20 protein-coding genes are annotated in these 20,613 nt (G+C 66.6%); 13 read left to right on the top strand and 7 right to left on the bottom strand.

Annotated features, from left to right (window positions below; all coding sequences use genetic code 11):
* Window positions 1-14: 14 nt before the first annotated feature.
* Genes ACSFA7_RS12245 through ACSFA7_RS12230 form a run of 4 tightly spaced genes read left to right on the top strand, consistent with a single transcriptional unit; the run spans window position 15 to window position 3,306 of the window.
* Window positions 15-1,061 carry a TRAP transporter substrate-binding protein gene (locus ACSFA7_RS12245; protein ID WP_435499611.1) on the top strand — a complete coding sequence of 349 codons (1,047 nt, stop codon included), beginning with the start codon at window positions 15-17 and terminating at the stop codon, window positions 1,059-1,061.
* A gap of 3 nt (window positions 1,062-1,064) precedes the next feature.
* Window positions 1,065-1,589, top strand: a complete 525-nt coding sequence (locus ACSFA7_RS12240; RefSeq protein WP_435499610.1) for a TRAP transporter small permease — start codon at window positions 1,065-1,067, stop codon at window positions 1,587-1,589.
* On the top strand, window positions 1,586-2,887 hold the full coding sequence (locus tag ACSFA7_RS12235) for a TRAP transporter large permease (protein ID WP_435499609.1): 1,302 nt from the start codon (window positions 1,586-1,588) through the stop codon (window positions 2,885-2,887). The genes ACSFA7_RS12240 and ACSFA7_RS12235 overlap by 4 nt, the downstream gene beginning before the upstream one ends.
* On the top strand, window positions 2,887-3,306 hold the full coding sequence (locus ACSFA7_RS12230) for an acyl-CoA thioesterase (RefSeq protein ID WP_435499608.1): 420 nt from the start codon (window positions 2,887-2,889) through the stop codon (window positions 3,304-3,306). Before ACSFA7_RS12235 ends, ACSFA7_RS12230 begins: the two co-directional genes overlap by 1 nt.
* A gap of 4 nt (window positions 3,307-3,310) precedes the next feature.
* Here ACSFA7_RS12230 and ACSFA7_RS12225 read toward each other — a convergent pair whose 3' ends face one another.
* Window positions 3,311-3,781, bottom strand: coding sequence for a low molecular weight protein-tyrosine-phosphatase (locus ACSFA7_RS12225; RefSeq protein ID WP_435499607.1), 471 nt, complete (start codon window positions 3,779-3,781; stop codon window positions 3,311-3,313).
* A gap of 394 nt (window positions 3,782-4,175) precedes the next feature.
* Between ACSFA7_RS12225 and ACSFA7_RS12220 the strand changes: the two genes are divergently transcribed.
* The 4 genes from ACSFA7_RS12220 to ACSFA7_RS12205 all read left to right on the top strand — a co-directional run bounded on the left by ACSFA7_RS12220 (window position 4,176) and on the right by ACSFA7_RS12205 (window position 9,224).
* Window positions 4,176-4,382: a hypothetical protein gene (locus tag ACSFA7_RS12220; protein ID WP_435499606.1), complete on the top strand. Its 207-nt coding sequence runs from the start codon at window positions 4,176-4,178 to the stop codon at window positions 4,380-4,382.
* A gap of 195 nt (window positions 4,383-4,577) precedes the next feature.
* Window positions 4,578-5,345, top strand: a complete 768-nt coding sequence (locus tag ACSFA7_RS12215; RefSeq protein WP_435499605.1) for a hypothetical protein — start codon at window positions 4,578-4,580, stop codon at window positions 5,343-5,345.
* 53 nt (window positions 5,346-5,398) lie between these two features.
* Window positions 5,399-8,167: a magnesium-translocating P-type ATPase gene (gene mgtA / locus ACSFA7_RS12210; RefSeq protein ID WP_435499604.1), complete on the top strand. Its 2,769-nt coding sequence runs from the start codon at window positions 5,399-5,401 to the stop codon at window positions 8,165-8,167.
* Window positions 8,168-8,507: 340 nt separating this feature from the next.
* Entirely contained in the window at window positions 8,508-9,224 is a 717-nt protein-coding gene (locus ACSFA7_RS12205) for an MgtC/SapB family protein (protein WP_435499603.1), read from the top strand.
* Here ACSFA7_RS12205 and ACSFA7_RS12200 read toward each other — a convergent pair whose 3' ends face one another.
* The 4 genes from ACSFA7_RS12200 to xdhC all read right to left on the bottom strand — a co-directional run bounded on the left by ACSFA7_RS12200 (window position 9,225) and on the right by xdhC (window position 14,473).
* Window positions 9,225-10,667 (bottom strand): NAD-dependent succinate-semialdehyde dehydrogenase, encoded by a 1,443-nt coding sequence (locus ACSFA7_RS12200; protein WP_435499602.1) that lies wholly within the window; start codon window positions 10,665-10,667, stop codon window positions 9,225-9,227.
* A 171-nt stretch (window positions 10,668-10,838) separates the two neighbouring features.
* The gene (locus tag ACSFA7_RS12195) at window positions 10,839-12,179 is read right to left on the bottom strand and encodes a glycerate kinase type-2 family protein (protein WP_435499601.1); all 1,341 of its coding nucleotides are present in this window, start codon (window positions 12,177-12,179) and stop codon (window positions 10,839-10,841) included.
* Between the two features lie 68 nt (window positions 12,180-12,247).
* Window positions 12,248-13,453, bottom strand: a complete 1,206-nt coding sequence (locus tag ACSFA7_RS12190; RefSeq protein WP_435499600.1) for a urate hydroxylase PuuD — start codon at window positions 13,451-13,453, stop codon at window positions 12,248-12,250.
* Between the two features lie 213 nt (window positions 13,454-13,666).
* On the bottom strand, window positions 13,667-14,473 hold the full coding sequence (xdhC, locus tag ACSFA7_RS12185) for a xanthine dehydrogenase accessory protein XdhC (protein ID WP_435499599.1): 807 nt from the start codon (window positions 14,471-14,473) through the stop codon (window positions 13,667-13,669).
* Between the two features lie 53 nt (window positions 14,474-14,526).
* Here xdhC and ACSFA7_RS12180 point away from each other — a divergent pair, with 53 nt between their 5' ends.
* Window positions 14,527-15,024: a hypothetical protein gene (locus tag ACSFA7_RS12180; protein WP_435499598.1), complete on the top strand. Its 498-nt coding sequence runs from the start codon at window positions 14,527-14,529 to the stop codon at window positions 15,022-15,024.
* Between the two features lie 2 nt (window positions 15,025-15,026).
* Here ACSFA7_RS12180 and uraH read toward each other — a convergent pair whose 3' ends face one another.
* The gene (uraH, locus tag ACSFA7_RS12175; protein WP_198786816.1) at window positions 15,027-15,377 is read right to left on the bottom strand and encodes a hydroxyisourate hydrolase; all 351 of its coding nucleotides are present in this window, start codon (window positions 15,375-15,377) and stop codon (window positions 15,027-15,029) included.
* Window positions 15,378-15,472: 95 nt separating this feature from the next.
* On the opposite strand from uraH, the gene ACSFA7_RS12170 reads away from it, so the two are divergent.
* The 4 genes from ACSFA7_RS12170 to ACSFA7_RS12155 are packed head-to-tail and all read left to right on the top strand — an operon-like array spanning window position 15,473 to window position 20,145.
* Window positions 15,473-16,147 carry a GntR family transcriptional regulator gene (locus tag ACSFA7_RS12170; protein ID WP_435499597.1) on the top strand — a complete coding sequence of 225 codons (675 nt, stop codon included), beginning with the start codon at window positions 15,473-15,475 and terminating at the stop codon, window positions 16,145-16,147.
* 7 nt (window positions 16,148-16,154) lie between these two features.
* On the top strand, window positions 16,155-17,120 hold the full coding sequence (gene puuE / locus ACSFA7_RS12165) for an allantoinase PuuE (RefSeq protein ID WP_435499596.1): 966 nt from the start codon (window positions 16,155-16,157) through the stop codon (window positions 17,118-17,120).
* A 2-nt stretch (window positions 17,121-17,122) separates the two neighbouring features.
* The gene (gene uraD / locus ACSFA7_RS12160; RefSeq protein WP_435499595.1) at window positions 17,123-18,901 is read left to right on the top strand and encodes a 2-oxo-4-hydroxy-4-carboxy-5-ureidoimidazoline decarboxylase; all 1,779 of its coding nucleotides are present in this window, start codon (window positions 17,123-17,125) and stop codon (window positions 18,899-18,901) included.
* Between the two features lie 17 nt (window positions 18,902-18,918).
* Window positions 18,919-20,145 carry a M20 family metallopeptidase gene (locus ACSFA7_RS12155; RefSeq protein WP_435499594.1) on the top strand — a complete coding sequence of 409 codons (1,227 nt, stop codon included), beginning with the start codon at window positions 18,919-18,921 and terminating at the stop codon, window positions 20,143-20,145.
* A 22-nt stretch (window positions 20,146-20,167) separates the two neighbouring features.
* On the opposite strand, the gene ACSFA7_RS12150 is transcribed toward ACSFA7_RS12155, so the two are convergent.
* Complete coding sequence (locus ACSFA7_RS12150; RefSeq protein ID WP_435499593.1) at window positions 20,168-20,551, bottom strand: DUF1090 domain-containing protein; 384 nt, start codon at window positions 20,549-20,551, stop codon at window positions 20,168-20,170.
* Between the last annotated feature and the right edge of the window lie 62 nt (window positions 20,552-20,613).

Genomic DNA, 20,613 nt, shown 5'->3' with positions numbered 1-20,613 from the left:
AAGAGAGACAAGACATGCAGACCCCTTCCGCCATCCGCTTTCGCACCCGTGCGCTCGGCTTCGCCGCCGCAGGTTTCTGCGTAGCGCTTGCCGCGCCGGCCCTCGCACAGGACAAGCCGGTGCAGCTCAAGCTGTCGAGCTGGGTGCCCGCGCAGCACCCGCTCAACCCTGCCCTGCAGGCCTGGGCCGACGACATCAAGAAGGCATCGAACGGCACCCTCACCGCGATCCTGTTTCCGTCGGAGCAGCTGGGCAAGGCCTTCGACCACTACGACATGGCGCGCGACGGCATTGCCGACTTCTCGTACGTGAACCCGGGCTACCAGCCGGGCCGCTTTCCGGTGATGGCGGGCGCGTCGCTGCCTTTCCTGTTCGCCAACGGCAAGGAAGGCTCGGCCGCCATCGACGCCTGGTACCGCAACTACGCGGCCAAGGAAATGAAGGACGTGAAGTACTGCTTCGCGTTCGTGCACGACCCCGGCACCTTCCACTCGCGCAAGAAGATCGTGGTGCCCACCGACGTGAAGGGCCTGAAGGTGCGCCCGGCCACGAGCACCGTGGGCCAACTGATCACCTCGCTGGGCGGCACCAACGTGCAGGCCTCGGCGCCCGAGTCGCGCGACATGCTGGAGCGCGGCGTGGCCGATGCCATCACCTTCCCGTGGGGATCGATCGGCCTCTTCGGCATCGACAAGGTGGTGAAGTACCACATGGATGCGCCGCTCTACGTCACGCCCTTCGTCTGGGTCATGAACAAGGGCAAGTACGACGCGATGTCCGCCGGGCAGAAGAAGGTGATCGACGACCACTGCACCAGCGAATGGGCGCAGAAGGTGGCAGCGCCGTGGGCCGACTTCGAATTCGGCGGGCGCGCGAAGATCGCGGCGCAGTCGGGCCACGAGGTCTACAAGCTCACACCGGACCAGCTCGATGCGTGGCGCAAGGCGGCCGCGCCGTCGGAAGCGCAATGGGCCGAAAGCGTGAAGAAGGTGGGCGAAGACCCGAAGACGGTGATGGATGCCCTGAAGGCCAGCCTCGCCAAGAACAAGTCGGCGCTCTGACCAATGGCTGCCCGGTCCGCCAGCTACATGGACCGCGCGATCAATACGATCGAATGGCTCGCCGCCATTTTTGTAGGGATCGTCGCGCTCAACATCTTCGTGGCCGTGGTGCTGCGCAAGTTCTTCGACACCTCGATCCCCGACGCCTACGACTTCGGCCGCATGCTGCTGGGCATCCTGATCTTCTGGGGCATCGCGGCCACCAGCTACCGGGGCGGCCACATCACGGTCGACCTGGTGTGGGCCGCGGCAGGCCCGCGCATGAAGCGCGTGATCGACGTGTTCGCCACGCTGGTGCTGCTGTTCGTGGTGGCGGTGCAGACCGCGATGCTGTTCGACAAGGTGCGCGGCACCTACGTGGACAACGTGCTGACCTACGACATGAACATTCCCACCTGGCCGTTTTATGCGGTGGCCTGGGCAGGCGACGTGTGCGCCGTGCTGCTGATCGCGATCCGCACGTACCGGCTGATCTTTCACCCCGAACAGCTCGAAGAAGTCCACGCTGAACAGAAAGCCGATGAATGAGCGCCGATGCAGTTGCCATCCTGGGCTTTGTCGCCCTCTTCGCATTGATGCTGTTACGCGTGCCGGTCGGCATGGCGATGGGCCTCGTCGGCGTTACCGGCTACAGCTACCTCGTGGGCCCAGGTCCCGCGCTGAAGCTGGTGGGCCAGACCTCCATGCGCACCGTGACCGACTACACCTTCGGCGTAATTCCGATGTTCATGCTGATGGGCGCGCTGGTATCGGTGTCGGGCGTGAGCCGCGAGCTGTTCAAGGCGGCCAACTCGATGATCGGCCACCTGCGCGGGGGCCTCGGCGTAGCCACCGTCGTGGCCTGCGGCGGGTTCGCCGCGATCTGCGGCTCGTCGGTAGCCACGGCCGCCACGTTCTCGGCGGTGGCGTATCCGGAGATGCGGCGCTTCAACTACCCGCAGTCGTTCTCCACCGGCGTGATCGCCGCGGGCGGCACGCTCGGCGCGATCTTGCCGCCCTCGACCGTGCTCGCGGTCTACGCCATCCTCACGCAGCAGGACATCGGCAAGCTCTTCATGGCGGGCATCGTGCCGGGCATCCTGGCGATGGCGATGTACGTGATGACCATCGCGATCATCGTGAAGCTCAGGCCCGACTGGCTGCCCGGCGGCGAAGTCAGACCGTGGTCGGAACGCTTCAAGGACCTGCGCAACGTGTGGGCGCCGCTGGTGCTCTTCGTGTTCGTGATCGGCGGGCTCTACGGCGGCTTCTTCACGCCGACCGAAGCGGGCGGCGTGGGCGCGAGCGGCGCGTTCATCCTGGGCCTGGTCAGGCGCAAGCTCGATGGCCCGAAGATCCGCGAGGCGCTGCTCTCGGCCACGCGAACGGCGGCGGCGGTGTTCACGGTGCTGATCGGCGCGCTGCTGTTCGGCTACTTCCTCACCATCACGCAGAGCCCGCAGAAGCTCACCGAGTTCCTCACTGGGCTGGGCATCGGCCGCTACGGCGTGCTCGCGCTCATCATGCTGATGTACCTGGTGCTGGGCTGCCTGATGGACGCGATGGCGATGATCATCCTCACGGTGCCCATCATCTTCCCGGTGATCGTGCACTTGGGGTTCGACCCCATCTGGTTCGGCGTGATCATCGTGATGACGGTGGAGCTGGGCCTCATCCATCCACCGGTGGGAATGAACGTCTTCGTCATCAAGAGCGTGGTGAAGGACGTGAGCTTCACCACCATCTTCAAGGGCGTGCTGCCGTTCATCGTGACGGACATCGTGCGCCTGGTGATCCTGATCGCATTCCCGGTCATCGCGCTGTGGCTGCCGACGAGAATGGGCTGATGAGCACACACAAGGAAATCGTCTACACCGCACGCGTCGAGTTCGGCGACTGCGACCCGGCCGGCATCGTCTGGTTTCCCAACTTCTTCCGCTGGATCGATGCGGCCTCGCGAAACTTCTTCGCCGGGTGCGGCGTGCCGCGCTGGGAAGAAACCACGAAGACGCTCGGCGTGATCGGCACACCGCTGGTCGACACGCACACGCGCTTCGTGAAGGCCGCGAGCTACGGCGACACGCTCGAGATCGCGGTGCGCATCACCGAGTGGCGCGACAAGAGCTTCGTTCAGACCTACCGCGTGACGCGCGGCGAAGACCTGATCCTCGAATGCGAAGAGGTTCGGATCTTCGCTGCGAAGCGCGAAGGCGGCGGCATCCGCGCGGTGCCGATTCCGCCGACCATTCGCGCGCTCTGCGAGTAGCCGCTCAACGGGCCTTGGCCTGGAGTTTCGCGAGCAAGCCGTCGACGCCGCGATCGATCAGATCGAAGGCTTCGACGAAAGCCTCTTGGCCGCCGTACCAAGGGTCCGGCACATCGCCTTCGTCATCCGCGGAGAAATCGGTGAGCAGGTGCACCTTGTGAGCGGTGCCCGCGGGCGCGAGGCGACGCAGCGCGGCGCAATGCTGCGCCGTCATGCCGACGATCCAGTCGAAGTTCTCGAAGTCGCCGGCACGCACCTGGCGCGCGCAGTGCGCAGGCATCTCGATGCCGCGCCGGCGTGCCTCGGCGATCGAACGCGGATCGGGCGGGTTGCCGCGTTCCTCGTCGGAGATGGCGGCGCTGTCGACATCGACGGAAAGGCGTGCAAGGCTGGCCTTGTGCAGCAGGAGCGCGTGAGCAGTAGGAGATCGGCAGATATTGCCGGTGCAAATGAAGAGAACGGCGGGTTGGGTCATCGAAATGAAAGCCGGTTGAAAGGTTGCCGCGCGGCCCGAGGCGAAATCGCAACAACGAGGCGATAACGACCCTGCTGGCATTGCAGGACATGCGCTAAAAGGTTGACGCTCATTGTGACGCGGTGCAACAATCCTGCATCTTTACTTCGGAGCCCCGTGCGTGGACAGTGCCAGTTGGATCAGTGACAAGAAGACGCGTGCCTCGGCAGGCGTGACACTTCCGGCCCTCTAGCGCAGGCTCTTTCGCGCTGTGGCCGCCGTGCACGCAGCGTGACCCGTTCGCCATTCAGGCCAGCGGTTCTCCCCTTCCGAATCCCGTCGTTCTCCGTCACTGACTTTTTCAGTCAGCTTGCGTGTCCGTGCGCGAGGCCCTTCCCCACGAAGGAGCCTTGTCATGCGTCAATTTCAAACTCGTCAGCAGCAGCAACCGCAGCCGATGCAGGAGCTCGTTCGCCCGTCGGCGCACGTGCCTGCGCGCGCAGCGACGGCGCAGGACGCCGAGAACGAAACGCTCGACCGGGCTGCCGCGCTCTGGACCACGCGGCGCATCCGCAGCTTCTTCCTGCTGCTCGAGCAACCGCCCCGCGCAGTGCAACGCTGACGCGCTCGCACACCGGACCGCACCGCAGATCACAAGGAGGCCACCATGGACCCAGACCCTCTCTGGCGCCGTAGCGCGCCCCATCCATCGATGCCCACCACAACGCAGCGCGCCATGCTGCGAAGGATGCCTGCCGGCTGATTGAAGCGGGAGGTTCTTCCTTCGCGGGCGCCGCACCCGAAGGAGAACCTCACCATGACCCGCGAACGCCTGCGGCGTGTCGTGCGGCGAACGGCCACGGCCGACCGCCTCACCGCACCCCGCCACTATCCTCACCGTCCCACGCCCACGTCGCTGCGCCTCTGGGCGGCATACCTCTGCGGCCTCGCGGCAACGCAGACGCATGCCGCCGGTGGACACCATTCGGTGGACGACGCCGCGATCCTCGATGCGGGCCAGTGCCAGGTCGAGACCTGGACCGATCGGCACGCGAGCAACGCGCAAGACCTACTGCACATTGGCCCGGCCTGTCGGATCGGCGCGGTCGAACTCGGCCTGAACCTGGAACGCGAACGCGCCGGCGAAGGCCGCACCGTGCGCGCCGGCCCGCAGGTCAAGTGGGCTTTTGCAATCGACGACAACCTGAGCGCCGGCGTGCTCGCCGCGGCCGGCTGGCAAGGCGACACGCGCGCCACCGCGCTGCGTTTCGCCAGCAGCGGCATCGTGATCCCCGTCACCTGGCAGATCGACGAGAGCTGGCGCGCGCACATCAACCTGGGTCGCGACTTCCATCGCGCCCAACCCAGCACCAGCCATTCGGGCACGGCCATTGAATGGAGCGCCCTGCCCTCCATCTCGTTCGTTGCCGAGCGCTTTCGCGAAGGCGGCGGCAACGCATGGCGCGCCGGCGTGCGCTGGACGCCGGTCGAGGCGCTGAGCGTCGACCTGAGCCGCGCACGCGGCCTGCGCGCCGATGCGCCCGCATGGTGGACGCTGGGCTTCACCTGGGCCTTCGCGCGCTGACCCGATCGATCGATCCGTCTCTCTATCGATTCCTTCATCAAGGAGAAAACAAAATGAAAAAAAACGTCCTGAAGTCCCTCTTCGAGAGCTTCCTGCGCAGCCGCCACATGCTGCATCACTTCGAGCGCTGGCAGACGCTGCTGGGCTCCAAGCCCCTTGGCGTGACCTCGGTCGCGATGCCGCCCGACATCGCCAAGGCCCTGGCCACCGCATCGCGCACCGATGCCGGTGAAATGCTCGTCAAGCTCAACAGCTCGCCGCAAGGCCTGAGCGAAGGCCACGCGCAGGTGCTGCGCAAGCGCCTGGGCAGCAACGAGGTGCGCCACGAGCAGCCGCTGCCGTGGTGGACGCACCTGTGGCAGTGCTACCGCAATCCGTTCAACCTGCTGCTCACGGTGCTGGCGCTGATCTCGTACGTGACCGAGGACATGAAGGCCACGCTCGTGATCGGCAGCATGGTGGTGCTGTCGACGGTGCTGCGCTTCCTGCAGGAGTCGCGCTCCAACAAGGCGGCCGACCGGCTCAAGGCGATGGTGAGCAACACCTCCACGGTGCTGCGGCCCGCGCCGGGTCGCAAGGCCGGCGTTGCGGGCGACGAGGGCTTCGATGCCACGCACGCGGGCACGGTGCGCGTCGAGGTGCCGATGCGCGACCTCGTACCGGGCGACGTGATCGCGCTCTCGGCCGGCGACATGATCCCGGCCGACTGCCGGCTGCTCACGGCCAAGGACCTCTTCATCAGCCAGTCCGCGCTGACGGGCGAGGCGATGCCGGTCGAGAAGTTCGCCATCGACCGTGGTGACCATGAAGCGGGTGTCCTCGAACGCGAGAACCTCCTCTTCATGGGCACCAACGTGATCAGCGGCACCGCCACCGCACTGATCGTCCACACCGGCGACCGCACCTTCTTCGGCGCCCTCGCGCAGCGCGTGACGGCCACTGACCGCGGCACCAGCGCCTTCCAGGCCGGCATCAACCGCGTGAGCTGGGTGCTGATCCGCTTCATGCTGGTGATGGCGCCGCTGGTGCTGGTGATCAACGGCGTGGCCAAGGGCGACTGGTGGGAAGCCGCGCTGTTCGCGCTGTCGATCGCGGTCGGCCTCACGCCCGAGATGCTGCCGATGATCGTGACTGCCACGCTCGCCAAGGGCGCGGTCGTGATGTCGCGCCAGAAGGTGATCGTCAAGCGCCTCGAGGCCATTCACAACTTCGGCGCGATGGACGTGCTGTGTACCGACAAGACCGGCACGCTGACGCAGGACCGCATCGTGCTGGAGCGCCACACCAACGCGTGGGGCGAAGGCTCCAACCACGCGCTGCAACTCGCCTACCTGAACAGCTTTCACCAGACAGGTTTGAAGAACCTGCTCGACAAGGCGGTGCTGAACCACGCCGAGATGCAACCCGAGACGCGGCTGCAGACGGCCTATCGCAAGATCGACGAGGTGCCCTTCGACTTCTCGCGCCGCCGCATGTCGGTGGTGGTGGAGAACGGCGGCAGCGAGCACCTGCTGATCTGCAAGGGTGCGCTCGAGGAGATCCTGTCGGTGTGCACGTCGGTCGAGCGCGGCGCCGAGGTGCTGGCGCTCGATGCGGACTTGCTCGCGCGCATCCACAGCGTGGCCTCGGAGCTGAACGCCCAGGGCCTGCGCGTGGTGGCCGTGGCCAGCCGCACACTGGCCGCCGAAGCACGCAAGGCCGCCTACAGCGTGGCCGACGAATCGGAGCTCACGCTGTTGGGCTACGTGGCCTTTCTCGATCCGCCGAAGGAATCGACCGCGCCCGCGCTGCGCGCGCTCGCCGAGCACGGCGTGGCGGTGAAGGTGCTGACGGGCGACAACGAACTGGTCACGCGCAAGGTCTGCGGCGACGTGGGCATCGAAGCCGGCCACATCGTGCTTGGCCGCGAGATCGAGGACCTGCGCGACGACGAGCTGCGCGTGCTGGTCGAGCAGCATCAGGTGTTCGCCAAGCTCACGCCCGCGCACAAGGAGCGCATCGTTCACGCGCTGCATGCCAACGGGCATGTGGTGGGCTTCATGGGCGACGGCATCAACGATGCGCCGGCACTGCGCGCAGCGGACATCGGCATCTCGGTGGACGGTGCGGTGGACGTGGCCAAGGAGTCGGCCGACATCATCCTGCTGGAAAAGAGCCTGATGGTGCTGGAGCAAGGCGTGGTCGAGGGCCGCCGCACCTTCGCCAACATGCTCAAGTACATCAAGCTCACCGCGAGCTCGAACTTCGGCAATGTGTTCTCGGTGCTGGTGGCGAGCGCGTTCCTTCCTTTCCTGCCGATGCTGCCGCTGCACCTCCTGGTGCAGAACCTGCTGTACGACGTGTCACAGATCGCGATTCCGTTCGACAACGTGGACGAGGAATTCCTCAAGTCGCCGCAGCGCTGGAACCCGGCGGACCTCGGGCGCTTCATGGTGTTCTTCGGGCCGCTGAGCTCGGTGTTCGACATCCTGACTTACACCGTGATGTGGTTCGTGTTCTCTGCCAACACGGTGGAGCACCAGACGCTGTTCCAGTCGGGCTGGTTCATCGAGGGGCTGCTGTCGCAGACGCTCATCGTCCACCTGATCCGCACCCGCAAGATCCCGTTCCTGCAAAGCCGCGCGGCCTGGCCGCTGCTGGCGATGGGTGCGGCGATCGCGGCCGTGGGCATCTGGCTGCCGATGGGGCCGCTCGCGCACTACTTCAAGCTGCAGGCGCTGCCGCTGGCGTACTTCCCGTGGCTGGTGGCGATGCTGGTGGGGTATGCGGTGCTGACGCAGACCGTCAAAGGCTGGTATGCGCGGCGGTATGGGTGGCAGTGAAGGCTGAGTTGCTTTTGTTCAGGGTGAGTGCACAGGCCACCGGGTACTCCCCTCCGCGAATGTCCTCCGGGCTTCGCCCTCCCCCTTGATTTCGCTGCGGGGAGCACCCGATGCCCTGCGCACTTGGGCGCGCTGCTGGTGTGCAGCTGATCAACTGCTGCTCTGAACACGAGCGTGCCGATGGGGTGCCTTGCGCAGCGAAATCAAGGAGGAGGCCGCAGGCCGGGGGACATTCGCGGAGCAAGGTACCCCGTCGGCTCGATCGCCGCCCCGAACAAGGCTACACGCAGATGACACCCAAGCCCAGCAAACTGGCGCCACACATGGAAAGACACAACGCATGCAAGCCATCCAAAACCTGAACCTGCCCTCGCTGCTCGACACCTTCGTCAGCGTGGCAGTCGCCTTCACGCTCGGCTCGCTGATCGGCCTGGAGCGTCAGATACGCCAGCGCGCCGCTGGCCTGCGCACCAACACGCTCGTGGCGGTGGGCGCTGCCGTGTTCGTGGACATGGCGAACCGGCTGCACGGCCATGACGGGGCCGTGCACGTGGCGGCCTATGTGGTCTCGGGCATCGGCTTCCTTGGGGCGGGCGCGATCATGAAGGAAGGTACCAACATCACGGGCCTGAACACGGCGGCCACGCTGTGGGGATCGGCGGCGGTGGGGGCGTGCGCGGGCGCCGACCTGATCGGCGAGGCGATGATCGCCGCGATGTTCGTGCTGGCCAGCAACACGCTGCTGCTGCCGGTGGTCAATCGGATCAACCGCCGTCCGATCAAGGAAGAATCGAGCGAGGCGACCTACACGGTGCGGGTGATCTGCTCGCGCGCGGCGCGGCCCGACGTGATGGACCAGCTCCTGCTGTTGCTGGAAGCCGCGAACTACCCGGTGCGCGATGTCGACCAGCACGCCTTCGGGCCGGCCGACACGGAGATCGAAGCGACGCTGTATGCCACCGCGGTCGAGCCGTTGGAGCTCGACCAGGTGATTGCAGAACTCGAAGCGCTGAGTGGCGTCCAGCAGGCCTTCTGGAACGCCAGCGCAGACGACTGATCAGACGCCGAGGATCGAGACGGCCTTGGTGTTCAGGTAGGCCTCGAGCGCTTCGGGGCCGCCTTCCGAACCGTAGCCCGAATCCTTCACGCCGCCGAACGGCATTTCGGGCGACGGGGTGGCAGGTTGGTTGATCCACAGCATGCCCAACTCAAGCTTCTGGCTCAGCAGGTGCGCGCTCTTGATCGACTTGGTGAAGGCATAGCCGGCCAGGCCGAACGGCAGGCGGTTGGCTTCAGCAATCGCTTCTTCGAGCGTGTCGAAGCCGCGGATCGCTGCGATGGGGCCGAAGGGCTCGTTGTTGAACACGTCGGCGTCCAGCGGCACGTCGGTCAGCACGGTGGGCGCGAAGAAGTTGCCGGTGTCGCCGATGCGTTCGCCGCCGGCAGCCACGGTGGCGCCCTTCTTGCGCGCATCGTCCAGCACATGGGCCATCGCGGTGAGGCGGCGTGCGTTGGCCAGCGGGCCGATGGTCGTGCCTTCGGCAAGGCCGTCGCCGAGCTTCAGGCCTTCGGTGTACTTGACCAGCGTGCGGGCGAATTCTTCGCGCAGGCTGTTGTGCACCAGGAAGCGCGTGGGCGAAATGCAGACCTGGCCCGCATTGCGGAACTTGGCGGCACCGGCGGCCTTGACGGCCAGCGCGACGTCGGCGTCTTCAGCAACGATCACCGGTGCGTGGCCGCCCAGCTCCATCGTGACGCGCTTCATGTGCGAGCCGGCCAGCGCGGCCAGTTGCTTGCCGACCGGGGTCGAGCCGGTGAAGGTGACCTTGCGGATGATCGGGTGGGCGATCAGGTAGTTCGAGATTTCAGCCGGGTTGCCGAACACGAGGCCCACGGTGCCGGGGGGGATGCCGGCGTCGACGAATGCCTGCAGCAGCGCGGCGGGCGATGCTGGGGTCTCTTCGGGCGCCTTCACCAGGAACGAGCAGCCGGTGGCGAGGGCTGCGCCGAGCTTGCGCACGATCTGGTTGATCGGGAAGTTCCACGGCGTGAACGCGGCGACGGGGCCCAGCGGCTCCTTCAGCACGAGCTGCTGCGCGGCCAGGTTGCGCGAGGGCACGATGCGGCCGTAGACGCGGCGGCCTTCGTCGGCGAACCATTCGATGATGTCGGCGGCGGCCAGCGTCTCGCCCTTGGCTTCGGCCAGCGGCTTGCCTTGCTCTTGCGTGAGCAGCTTGGCGATGTCGCCGGCGCGTTCGCGGATGAGGCCCGCGGCGCGGCGCATGACGGCGGCGCGCTCGTTGGCGGGGGTGTTGCGCCACTTGTCGAAGCCGCGTTGGGCGGCGGCCAGGGCGCGGTCCAGGTCGGCAATGCTGGCATGCGCCACCTTGCCGATGACCTTGCCGGTGGCGGGGTTCACGACGTCCAGCGTCTTGCCGCCGGCGGCGTCGACCCATTCGTTGTCGATCAGCAGGCGGGTGTCGGTGTAGGTGGCGGTCATGACGAGCTTTTCCTTCGAGGACTGGATGATGAAAAGGGGAAATCTGGGTGCGCGGCGCGGCACCTTTTGGGAGGTGCGCATGCGACAACGGCGGCAAATTGCCGCCGGGTGCATAGATTAACCCGAGTTAACAGTCTTCGCCGGGGTCCGGAAATCGCCCTTTTTGCCCCGTTACAGGATCAAAAGCGCCCGGAAATCATTGACGTTGGTGTTCGTCGGCCCCGTCACGAACAGGTCGCCGATGGCGTCGAAGTAGCCGTAGGCGTCGTTGCGATCAAGGTGATCGGACAGCTTCTTGCCCTGCGCCATGGCGCGCGCGAGCGTGTCGGGCGCGACGAAGGCACCGGCGTTGTCTTCCACGCCGTCGATGCCGTCGGTGTCTGCCGCCAGCGCCCAGACCTGCGGCTGGCCCATGAGCGCACCGGCCAGGCCCATGCAGAACTCGCCCGCCCGGCCGCCTCGGCCCTTGACCTGGCCCGGCTGGCGCGGTCGGATCGTGACCGTGGTCTCGCCGCCCGAAAGAATGACGCAGGGCCGCGCGAACGGCTGGCCGCGGTGCGCGGCGGCGCGGGCGAGCGCGGCATGCACCTTGCCGACTTCGCGCGATTCGCCTTCGATCTCGTCGCTCAGGATGTGCGCCTCGATGCCGGCTTCGCGCGCCGCCTTGGCCGCTGCTTCGAGCGACTGCTGGGGCGTGGCGATCATGTGGGTCTCGTGGCCGGTGAAGGCTTTGTCGTCGGACTTGGGCGTTTCGAGTTCGCCGCTTTGGAGCTGGGCGCGCACCGGCGCGGGCACCTCGATGCCGTAGCGGTCAAGGATGGCGAGCGCATCGGCGCAGGTGGTCGCATCGGGCACCGTGGGGCCGCTCGCGATGACGGCCGCATCGTCGCCCGGCACGTCGCTGATGGTGAGCGTCACCACGCGCGCCGGCGCGCATGCCGCGGCCAACCGGCCGCCCTTGATGCGCGAGAGGTGCTTGCGCACGCAGTTCATCTCGCCGATGCCGGCGCCGCTGTCGAGCAGTTGCTTGTTGATGCGCTGCTTGTCGGCCAGCGTGAGGCCTTCGGCGGGCAGCACCAGCAGCGAGGAGCCGCCGCCGGAGATCAGGCACAGCACGAGGTCGTCGGCCGTGAGACCTTGCGTGAGCGCGAGGATGCGCTCGGCGGCCTGCTGCCCGGCCGCATCGGGCACCGGGTGCGCAGCCTCGACGAGTTCGATGCGCTGCGGCACGCCTTCGGGGCGCGGCGGAATGTGGTCGTAGCGCGTGACGACGAGGCCCGAGAGCGGCGCATCGGACGGCCACAGGGCTTCGAGCGCCTGCACCATCGAGCCGCCTGCCTTGCCGGCGCCCAGCACCAGCGTGCGCCCCTTGGGCGGCTTGGGCAGATGGGCGCCGAGCGTGGACAGCGGCAGCGCGCGATCCACTGCCACGCGGTAGAGGTGTTCGAGGAAGGCGCGCGGGGCTTCGCGCGGATCGGGCGCGGGCCCGAGGGACGGGGTCGATGCGGTCATGGCTTGCTTTGTCTCCATCCGGCGATTGTGCGGGGGAGCGGCAGCCCGCTCTCTTGACCGCGGTCTATCTAGTTCGTCTTTGCACCGGCCTGGAACCACCGGCTGATCAGCGCGCGCTCTTCGTCCGTGATGTTCGTTGCGTTGTTCATCGGCATGATCTTGGTCACCACGACCTGCTGGTAGATCGCCTGCGCATGCGCCGTGACCTGATCGGGCGTATCGACACGCACGTTCTTCATCTGCACGGCCGCGCCGTGGCACATGAAGCAGCGTTGCTCCAGCACCTTCTGCACGTCGGCATACGCGACTGCGGGCGCCGCTGCTGCAGCCACGGGGGCCGCGGCCGGCTCGGGCTTCATCCAGACAATGGTGAGGCCCAGCACCGCGATGCCCACCATCGCGTAGGGCAGCGGGTTGCCCGCATTGCCGAGCTTGAAGCGGTGGCGCACCACGAAGAACTGACGAATGGCCGCGCCGCCGAGCATGATCAGCAGTAGCACCACCCAGTTGTACTTGTGCGTGTAGGTGAAGCTGTAGTGGTTGCTCAGCATCGCGAACAGCACCGGCAGCGTGAAGTAGGTGTTGTGCACGCTGCGCTGCTTGCCGCGCTGGCCGTGCACCGGATCGACCGGCCTGCCTTCGCGCAGCGCGGCCACGTTCTTGCGCTGGCCGGGGATGATCCAGAAGAACACGTTGCCGCTCATCGTGGTGGCCATCATGGCGCCCACCAGCAAAAAGGCCGCGCGGCCCGCGAACCACTGGCAGGCCAGCCAGGTCGCGAAGACGATGAAGATCGCGATCAGCACGCCGACGATGGTGTCGCCGTTCTTGCGGCGGCCGAAGACCTGGCAGATGCCGTCGTAGACCATCCAGAACACGACGAAGAAGGCGAGCGCCACGGCAATGGCGGCGCCGGGCTGCCAGTCCATCTTCGACTTGTCGATGAGGTAGGTGCTCGCGTTCCACAGGTACGACATGGTGAAGAGCGCGAACCCGGTGATCCAGGTGGAATAGCTCTCCCAGTACGACCAGTGCAGGTGGTCCGGCAGCTTCTTGGGCGCCAGCGTGTACTTCTGCATGTTGTAGAAGCCGCCGCCATGCACGGCCCACTGCTCGCCGCCCACGCCCTTGTCGAGCGACTCCTGGTCCTGTGGCTTCTCGAGGCTGTTGTCCAGCATCACGAAGTAGAAGGAAGCGCCGATCCAGGCGATGGCGGTGATGACGTGGACCCAGCGCAGCAGCAGGTTGGCCCAGTCGAGGTAATAGCTTTCCATGTGCTCTCTCGCAACCCTCTAGACGCGTGGGGCGTCGATGAGGGGTTTCAGCCTGCTCACCACTGCGGGCGCTGTAAGCAGAGAAAGTGCCGCGAACGCAGGCTCCATGAAATGGGCCTCGCTCCGCTGCGGCTTGTTGTGGACCGAAAGTGTATACAGTTTTGGCAAAGGACGGATGGATTTTTTAGGGCGTCGCCGCCGGGAAAACCCTGTTCAGCCCAGCGATTGCAACAACTGTGCCGCCACCGCGACCGCGATCACCTCGGGCTCCTTGCCGGTGATGCCGGGCACGCCGATCGGGCAGGTGATGCGGGCCAGCTCGTCGGCGGTGAAGCCGCGCGCTTCGAGCCGGTGGCTGAAGGTGGCCCACTTGGTCTTGCTGCCGATGAGGCCGATGTAGGGCAAGTCGTCGCGGGTGCGCAGGCGCTTGAGGCACGCGATGACGATGTCGAGGTCTTCGGCATGGCTGAAGCTCATGATCAACACGCGGCTGCCCGGCGCGAGCGCGGCGACAGCGTCCTGCACGGGCTCGGAATGCTCGGTGTCGATCTGCGCGGGGAGTTCGTCGGGGAACACGCCATCGCGGCTGTCGATCCAGCGCACCGAGAACGGCAGCGCGGCGAGCAATCGCGCGAGTGCAGCACCCACGTGGCCACCGCCGAACAGCGCCACGGGCTTGAGCTGTGCGACCAGTTCGCGCTGCAATGCGGGCGCGTCGGCGGCCGTGATGCGCTGGTACGACAGGAACATCACGCCGCCGCAGCACTGGCCCAGGCTCGGGCCGAGCGGATAGCGCTGAATGCCGTCGATGGCACGCTTGCCCGAGAGCAGTTCGCGCGCTTCCTGCGTAGCCTGGAACTCGAGCTGCCCGCCGCCGATGGTGGCCGTGAGCGCATCGGCCCACACCGCCATCCAGGTGCCGGCCTCGCGCGGCGCCGAGCCCTGCGTGGATTCGACGCGCACCAGCACCGCGTCTTCCTCCCGGAGACGCGCCAACAATTGATCGACCGCACCGCTCATGCCCGATACCTTCGGTTGCCGGGCCCGCGAGGACTCACGGTATAAACCCGGCGATGAATGCCCAGCTTACGCCGCGCCGCCTTGCATTGGCGGCATCCGTTCTTTGTTCCGCACTCTGGCTCGCTGGCTGCGGAAGTCCAGGGGCTGTTCCCGGCCAGTTGAGCAGCGCCAAGGGCGTTGCATCCGGTGCGGTGCCGCGTGCGTCGAATGCGGCCACTGCGCGCGACTATCGGCGCGATGCAGCGCGCCACGTGTACGACCTCAACAAGTCGCGCATCTACAGCGGGCAATTGCCGCCCATCCTCTACGCCGTCGGCACGCTGCAGGTGAACCTCGATACGGGCGGCAAGGTGGTCTCGATGCACTGGCTGCGCGCGCCGCAGCACGCGCCCGAGGTCATCGCCGAGATCGAACGCGCCGTGCTGCAGGCCGCGCCCTTCCCGGCCGCCACGCGCCTCGGCGCGGTGACGTGGACCGACACCTGGCTCTGGGACAAGAGCGGTCGATTCCAGCTCGACACGCTCACCGAAGGCCAGCAGCAAGGCGACTGACATCAAGACCCGCGGTACGTGGAGTAGCTCCACGGGCTGACCAGCAACGGCACGTGATAGTGCTGGTCGGTGTGTGCCACGCCGAAATCCAGCGACACCTTGTTCAGGAAATTGGGCTCCGGCAGCGTCACGCCGCGTGCCTTGAAGTAACCCGCCACGTCGAACACCAGGCGATAGGTGCCGACCTTGATCGAATTGTTGTCATAGAGCGGCCCATCACTGCGGCCGTCCGAATTCAGCGTGAAGCGCTTCACCAGCGTCGCGGCGTCGCCGTCGGTGGTGTACAGCGCCACTTCCATGCCGGCCGCGGGGCCGCCGTGCATCGTGTCCAGTACGTGAGTGCTCAAGCCCATGGGGCGCTCCTTCAAAGATCGAGCGCAGGGCTCGGATCGGGTGCGGGAAATTCCGGTGGACAAAAGTGTATACAGTTACCGGCTTTGGGTCTATCATGAAAAACATGGAGTCCTCCACCACCCGTTCGATCGTCGATGCCCTCACGAAGGCCATCGTCGAGCATCGCCTGCAGCCCGGCACCAAGCTCGCCGAGCAGAAGCTGGCCGATCATTTCGGCGTCTCGCGCACGCTCGTGCGGCAGGCGCTGTTCCAGCTCTCGCAGAACAAGCTGATCCGGCTGGAGCCCGCGCGCGGCGCCTTCGTGGCGGCGCCGGCCGTCGACGAGGCCAAGCAGGTGTTCAAGGTGCGCCGCATGCTCGAAGCCGAGATGACGCGCGAGTTCGTGCGCACCGTCACGCCGGCCAAGATCAAGGCGCTGAAGGAACACGTCGCGCTCGAAAAATCGGCCGTGTCGGGCGAAGACATTTCGGGCCGCACCGAGCTGCTCGGCGACTTCCATGTGCGCATGGCCGAACTCATGGGCAACCAGGTGCTGGCGCAGATCCTCGGCGAACTCATCTCGCGCTGCGCCCTCATCACGCTCATGTACCAGAGCACCAGCGCGGCCGAGCACTCCAACGACGAGCACGCCGACATCGTGAAGGCGCTGGCCGCCCGCGACGAAGAGCGCGCCGTACGCCTCATGACCGAACACCTGGAACACGTCGAGGCCAACCTGACCTTCGACCGCAAGGTTCCGACCAACGACATTTCTCTTGCGCTGTCCTGAAAAGCCTATGACCGTCTACGACACCACCCTGCCCTACCCGCGCGACCTCGTCGGCTATGGCCGCAACCCGCCGCACGCCCAGTGGCCGGGCGGCGCGCGCATCGCGGTGCAGTTCGTCCTCAACTACGAAGAGGGCGGCGAGAACGCCACGCTGCATGGCGACGCGGGCTCCGAGCAATTCCTCTCGGAAATGTTCAATCCGGCCAGCTTTCCGGACCGCCACATCAGCATGGAAGGCATCTACGAATACGGCTCGCGTGCGGGCGTGTGGCGCATCCTGCGCGAGTTCGAGAAGCGCGGCCTGCCACTCACCGTGTTCGGCGTGGGCATGGCGCTGGAGCGCTACCCCGAGTTGACCGCTGCCTTCAAGGAACTGGGCCACGAGATCGCCTGCCACGGCTGGCGCTGGATCCACTACCAGAACCTCGATGAAGCCACCGAGCGCGAGCACATGCGCCTGGGCATGGAGGCCATCGAAAAACTCACCGGCGAGCGCGCGCTCGGCTGGTACACCGGCCGCGACAGCCCGCGCACCCGGCGCCTGGTGGCCGACTACGGCGGCTTCGAGTACGACAGCGACTACTACGGCGACGACCTGCCCTTCTGGATGAAAGTACAGAAGACCGACGGCACAGTCGTGCCGCAGCTCATCGTGCCCTACACGCTCGACGTGAACGACATGCGCTTCGCGCTGCCGCAGGGCTACTCGCATGCCGACCCGTTCTTCCAGTACATGAAGGACACCTTCGACGCGCTCTATGCCGAAGGCGATGCCAACGGCGACAACAGCCCCAAGATGATGAGCATCGGCATGCACTGCCGCCTGCTCGGGCGGCCCGGCCGCATCACCGCGCTGCAGCGCTTCCTCGACCACATCGCGCAGCATGACCGCGTGTGGGTCTGCCGGCGCGTGGACATCGCGCGGCACTGGAAACAGGCGCATCCCTTCGAATCGGCCGTCACAGGAAGCTGACCGTGAGCCTCACCATCTCCCAACTCAACGCCGCCGTGCCGGCCGAAGCCGTTGCATTGCTCGACGGCATCTACGAACACTCGCCATGGATCGCGCAACGCGCGCTCGCCGCGCGCCCGTTCCGCTCGCTCGCGCACCTGAAACATGCGCTGGTGAAGGCGCTGGACGCCTCGTCGAACGACGAACAGATCGGCCTGATCCGCGCCCACCCCGAGCTCGCGGGCAAGGCCATGGTGAGCAAGACGCTCACCGCCGAATCGACCAACGAGCAGAGCAAGGCCGGCCTCACCGACTGCACGCCCGAAGAGTTCGCCAAGATCCAGAAGCTCAACGCCGACTACAACGCGAAGTTCGGCTTCCCGTTCATCCTCGCGGTGCGGGGCCCGCGCGGCACGGGCCTGTCCAAGCGCGAGATCATCGACACCTTCGAGCGGCGCCTCTTCAACCACCCCGCCTTCGAACTCGGCGAAGCGCTGCGCAACATCCATCGCATCGCGGAGATCCGCCTCGACGACAAGTTCGCGGCCGACATCACGCTCGGCAACGACGTGTGGGACTGGCAGGAACAGCTCTCGGTGCACACCGACCCCGGCTATGCCGAGAAGGGCCAGCTCACCGTCACCTACCTCACCGATGCGCACCGCGCCTGCGCCGCGCAGATCAGCGCCCTGATGCGCGACGTGGGCTTCGACTCGGTGCACATCGATGCGGTCGGCAACGTGGTCGGCCGCTATGAGGGCGCAACGCCCGACGCGAAGACGCTGCTCACCGGCTCGCACTACGACACCGTGCGCAACGGCGGAAAGTACGACGGCCGCCTGGGCATCTTCGTGCCGATCGCCTGCGTGCGCGAACTCGCGCGGCAAGGCAAGCGCCTGCCCTTCGCCTTCGAGGTGGTCGGCTTCGCGGAAGAAGAAGGCCAGCGCTACAAGGCGACCTTCCTCGGATCGGGCGCGCTCATCGGCCACTTCGACCAGCGCTGGCTCGACCAGAAGGATGCCGACGGCATCACCATGCGCGAGGCCATGCAGCACGCGGGCCTGAAGCAGGAAGACATTCCGAAGATCCAGCGCGATCCGGCGCGCTACCTCGGCTTCGTCGAGGTGCACATCGAGCAAGGGCCAGTGCTCACGGAGCTCGACCTGCCGCTGGGCATCGTCACCGCCATCAACGGCGGCGTGCGCTACGTGGGCGAAGTCATCGGCACGGCCAGCCATGCCGGCACGACGCCGATGGACCGCCGCCGCGACGCGGCCGCCGCGGTGGCCGAGCTGATCCTCTACACCGAGCAGCGCGCCGCGAAAGACGGCGACTCGGTCGGCACCGTCGGCATGCTCGAAGTGCCCAGCGGCTCCATCAACGTGGTGCCGGGGCGCTGCAAGTTCAGCCTCGACATGCGCGCGCCGAACAACGCGCAGCGCGATGCGCTGACCGCCGACGTGCTCGCCGAATTGAAGGCCATCTGCGAACGCCGCGGCGTGCGCTACGAGATCGAGGAAAGCATGCGCGCCTCGGCCGCACCGAGCGCCCCCGCCTGGCAAGAGCGCTGGGAGAAAGCGGTCGATGCGCTCGGCATTCCGCTGTTCCGCATGCCCAGCGGCGCCGGCCACGACGCGATGAAGCTGCACGAGGTGATGCCCCAGGCCATGCTCTTCGTGCGCGGCATCAACTCGGGCATCAGCCACAACCCGCTCGAATCGAGCACCAACGACGACATCCAACTTGCCGTGCAAGCCTTCCAGCTTTTGCTCGACAACCTCGCCGCCGAACAAGCTCACTGACTTTCAGAAGAACAACCATGACCGACTACGCCAAGCTCGACGCCTGGATCGACGCCCACTTCGACGAGGAAGTGAAGTTCCTGCAGGAACTCGTGCGCGTGCCCACCGACACGCCTCCAGGCAACAACGCACCGCACGCCGAGCGCACCGCCGAGCTGCTGAAGGACTTCGGCCTCGATGCCGAGAAGCACGCCGTGCCCGCGCAAGAGGTGAAGGACTACGGCCTCGAATCGATCACCAACCTGATCGTGCGCCGCCAGTACGGCAACGGCGGCCTGACGGTCGCGCTCAATGCCCACGGCGACGTGGTGCCCCCCGGCGAAGGCTGGACGCACGATCCCTACGGCGGCGAGATCGTCGACGGCAGCCTCTACGGCCGTGCCACCGCGGTGAGCAAGAGCGACTTCGCGAGCTTCACCTTCGCGCTGCGCGCGCTCGAAGCGGTCGCCAAGCCGGTCAAGGGCAGCGTCGAGCTGCACTTCACTTACGACGAAGAATTCGGCGGCATCCTCGGCCCGGGATGGCTGCTCGAGAAGGGCCTGACCAAGCCCGACCTGATGATCGCGGCCGGCTTCAGCTACGAGGTCGTCACCGCCCACAACGGGTGCCTGCAGATGGAAGTGACGGTGCACGGCAAGATGGCGCACGCCGCCATTCCGACCACCGGTGTCGATGCGCTGCAGGGCGCGGTGAAGATCCTGAACGCGCTCTACGCGCAGAACACGCTCTACCAGCAGGTCACGTCGAAGGTCGAGGGCATCACGCACCCCTACCTCAACGTCGGCCGCATCGAGGGCGGCACCAACACCAACGTCGTGCCCGGCAAGGTCGTGTTCAAGCTCGACCGCCGCATGATCCCCGAGGAAAACCCGGTCGAGGTCGAGGCGACGATCCGCAAGGTGATCGCCGATGCGGCCGCAGAGAGCGCCGGCATCTCGGTCGACATCAAGCGCCTGCTGCTCGCCAATTCGATGAAGCCGCTCGCGGGCAACAAGCCGCTGGTCGACGCGATCCAGAAGCACGGCGGCGAACTCTTCGGCGAGCCGGTCAAGGCCATGGGCACGCCGCTCTACACCGACGTGCGCCTCTACGGCGAAGCCGGCATTCCCGGCGTGATCTACGGCGCCGGCCCGCGCACCGTGCTCGAGTCGCATGCCAAGCGCAGCGACGAGCGCGTGGTGCTCGAAGACCTGCGCCGCGCCACCAAGGTGATCGCTCGCACGCTGAGCGACCTGCTGGCCTGAGGCCCCGAGGCCGCCGCGCCCGTCAGTGGGCGGCCTTCAGTCGTTCGAGCTCGGACTCTTCCTCGCGCAGCTTGCTCTCGCGCTGCGCGATCTTGTCGGCGCGGCCCTTGTGCTTCGCCGCCTCCAGCTCGCGCTGGCGCTCGGCCACCTTGCGCTCCTGGGCCTGAACGCGCTTGCGGTGTTCGGCCTGCAGCCGCTCCTCGCTGCAGTTGCGCTGGTTGGCGCTCAACGCACGCTCCAGGCCGCGCACCCGCTGCGCCTGGCCCTTGGCCTCCGCCGCATCGATGTCACGCTCAATGGCCTTGCGCTTGGCATTGCAGCTTTCGCTGGTGATCGGCTGCGCGATCGCGCTCATGGAGAGGGTCGCGATGGCCGCGGCAAGAATCGAGGGGAGAAGGTGTCGCACGTGTCGTCCTTGTCCGGCGAGTGAAGTCGGCCGGTGCGTTCACTGTAGCGAGCGTTCCCCGG

The sequence above is a fragment of the Variovorax trehalosi genome (assembly GCF_051216415.1).
GTDB lineage: Bacteria > Pseudomonadota > Gammaproteobacteria > Burkholderiales > Burkholderiaceae_C > Variovorax.
The sequence above is the reverse complement of the archived record's forward strand: the minus strand, read 5'-3'. Positions and strand labels throughout refer to the sequence as shown.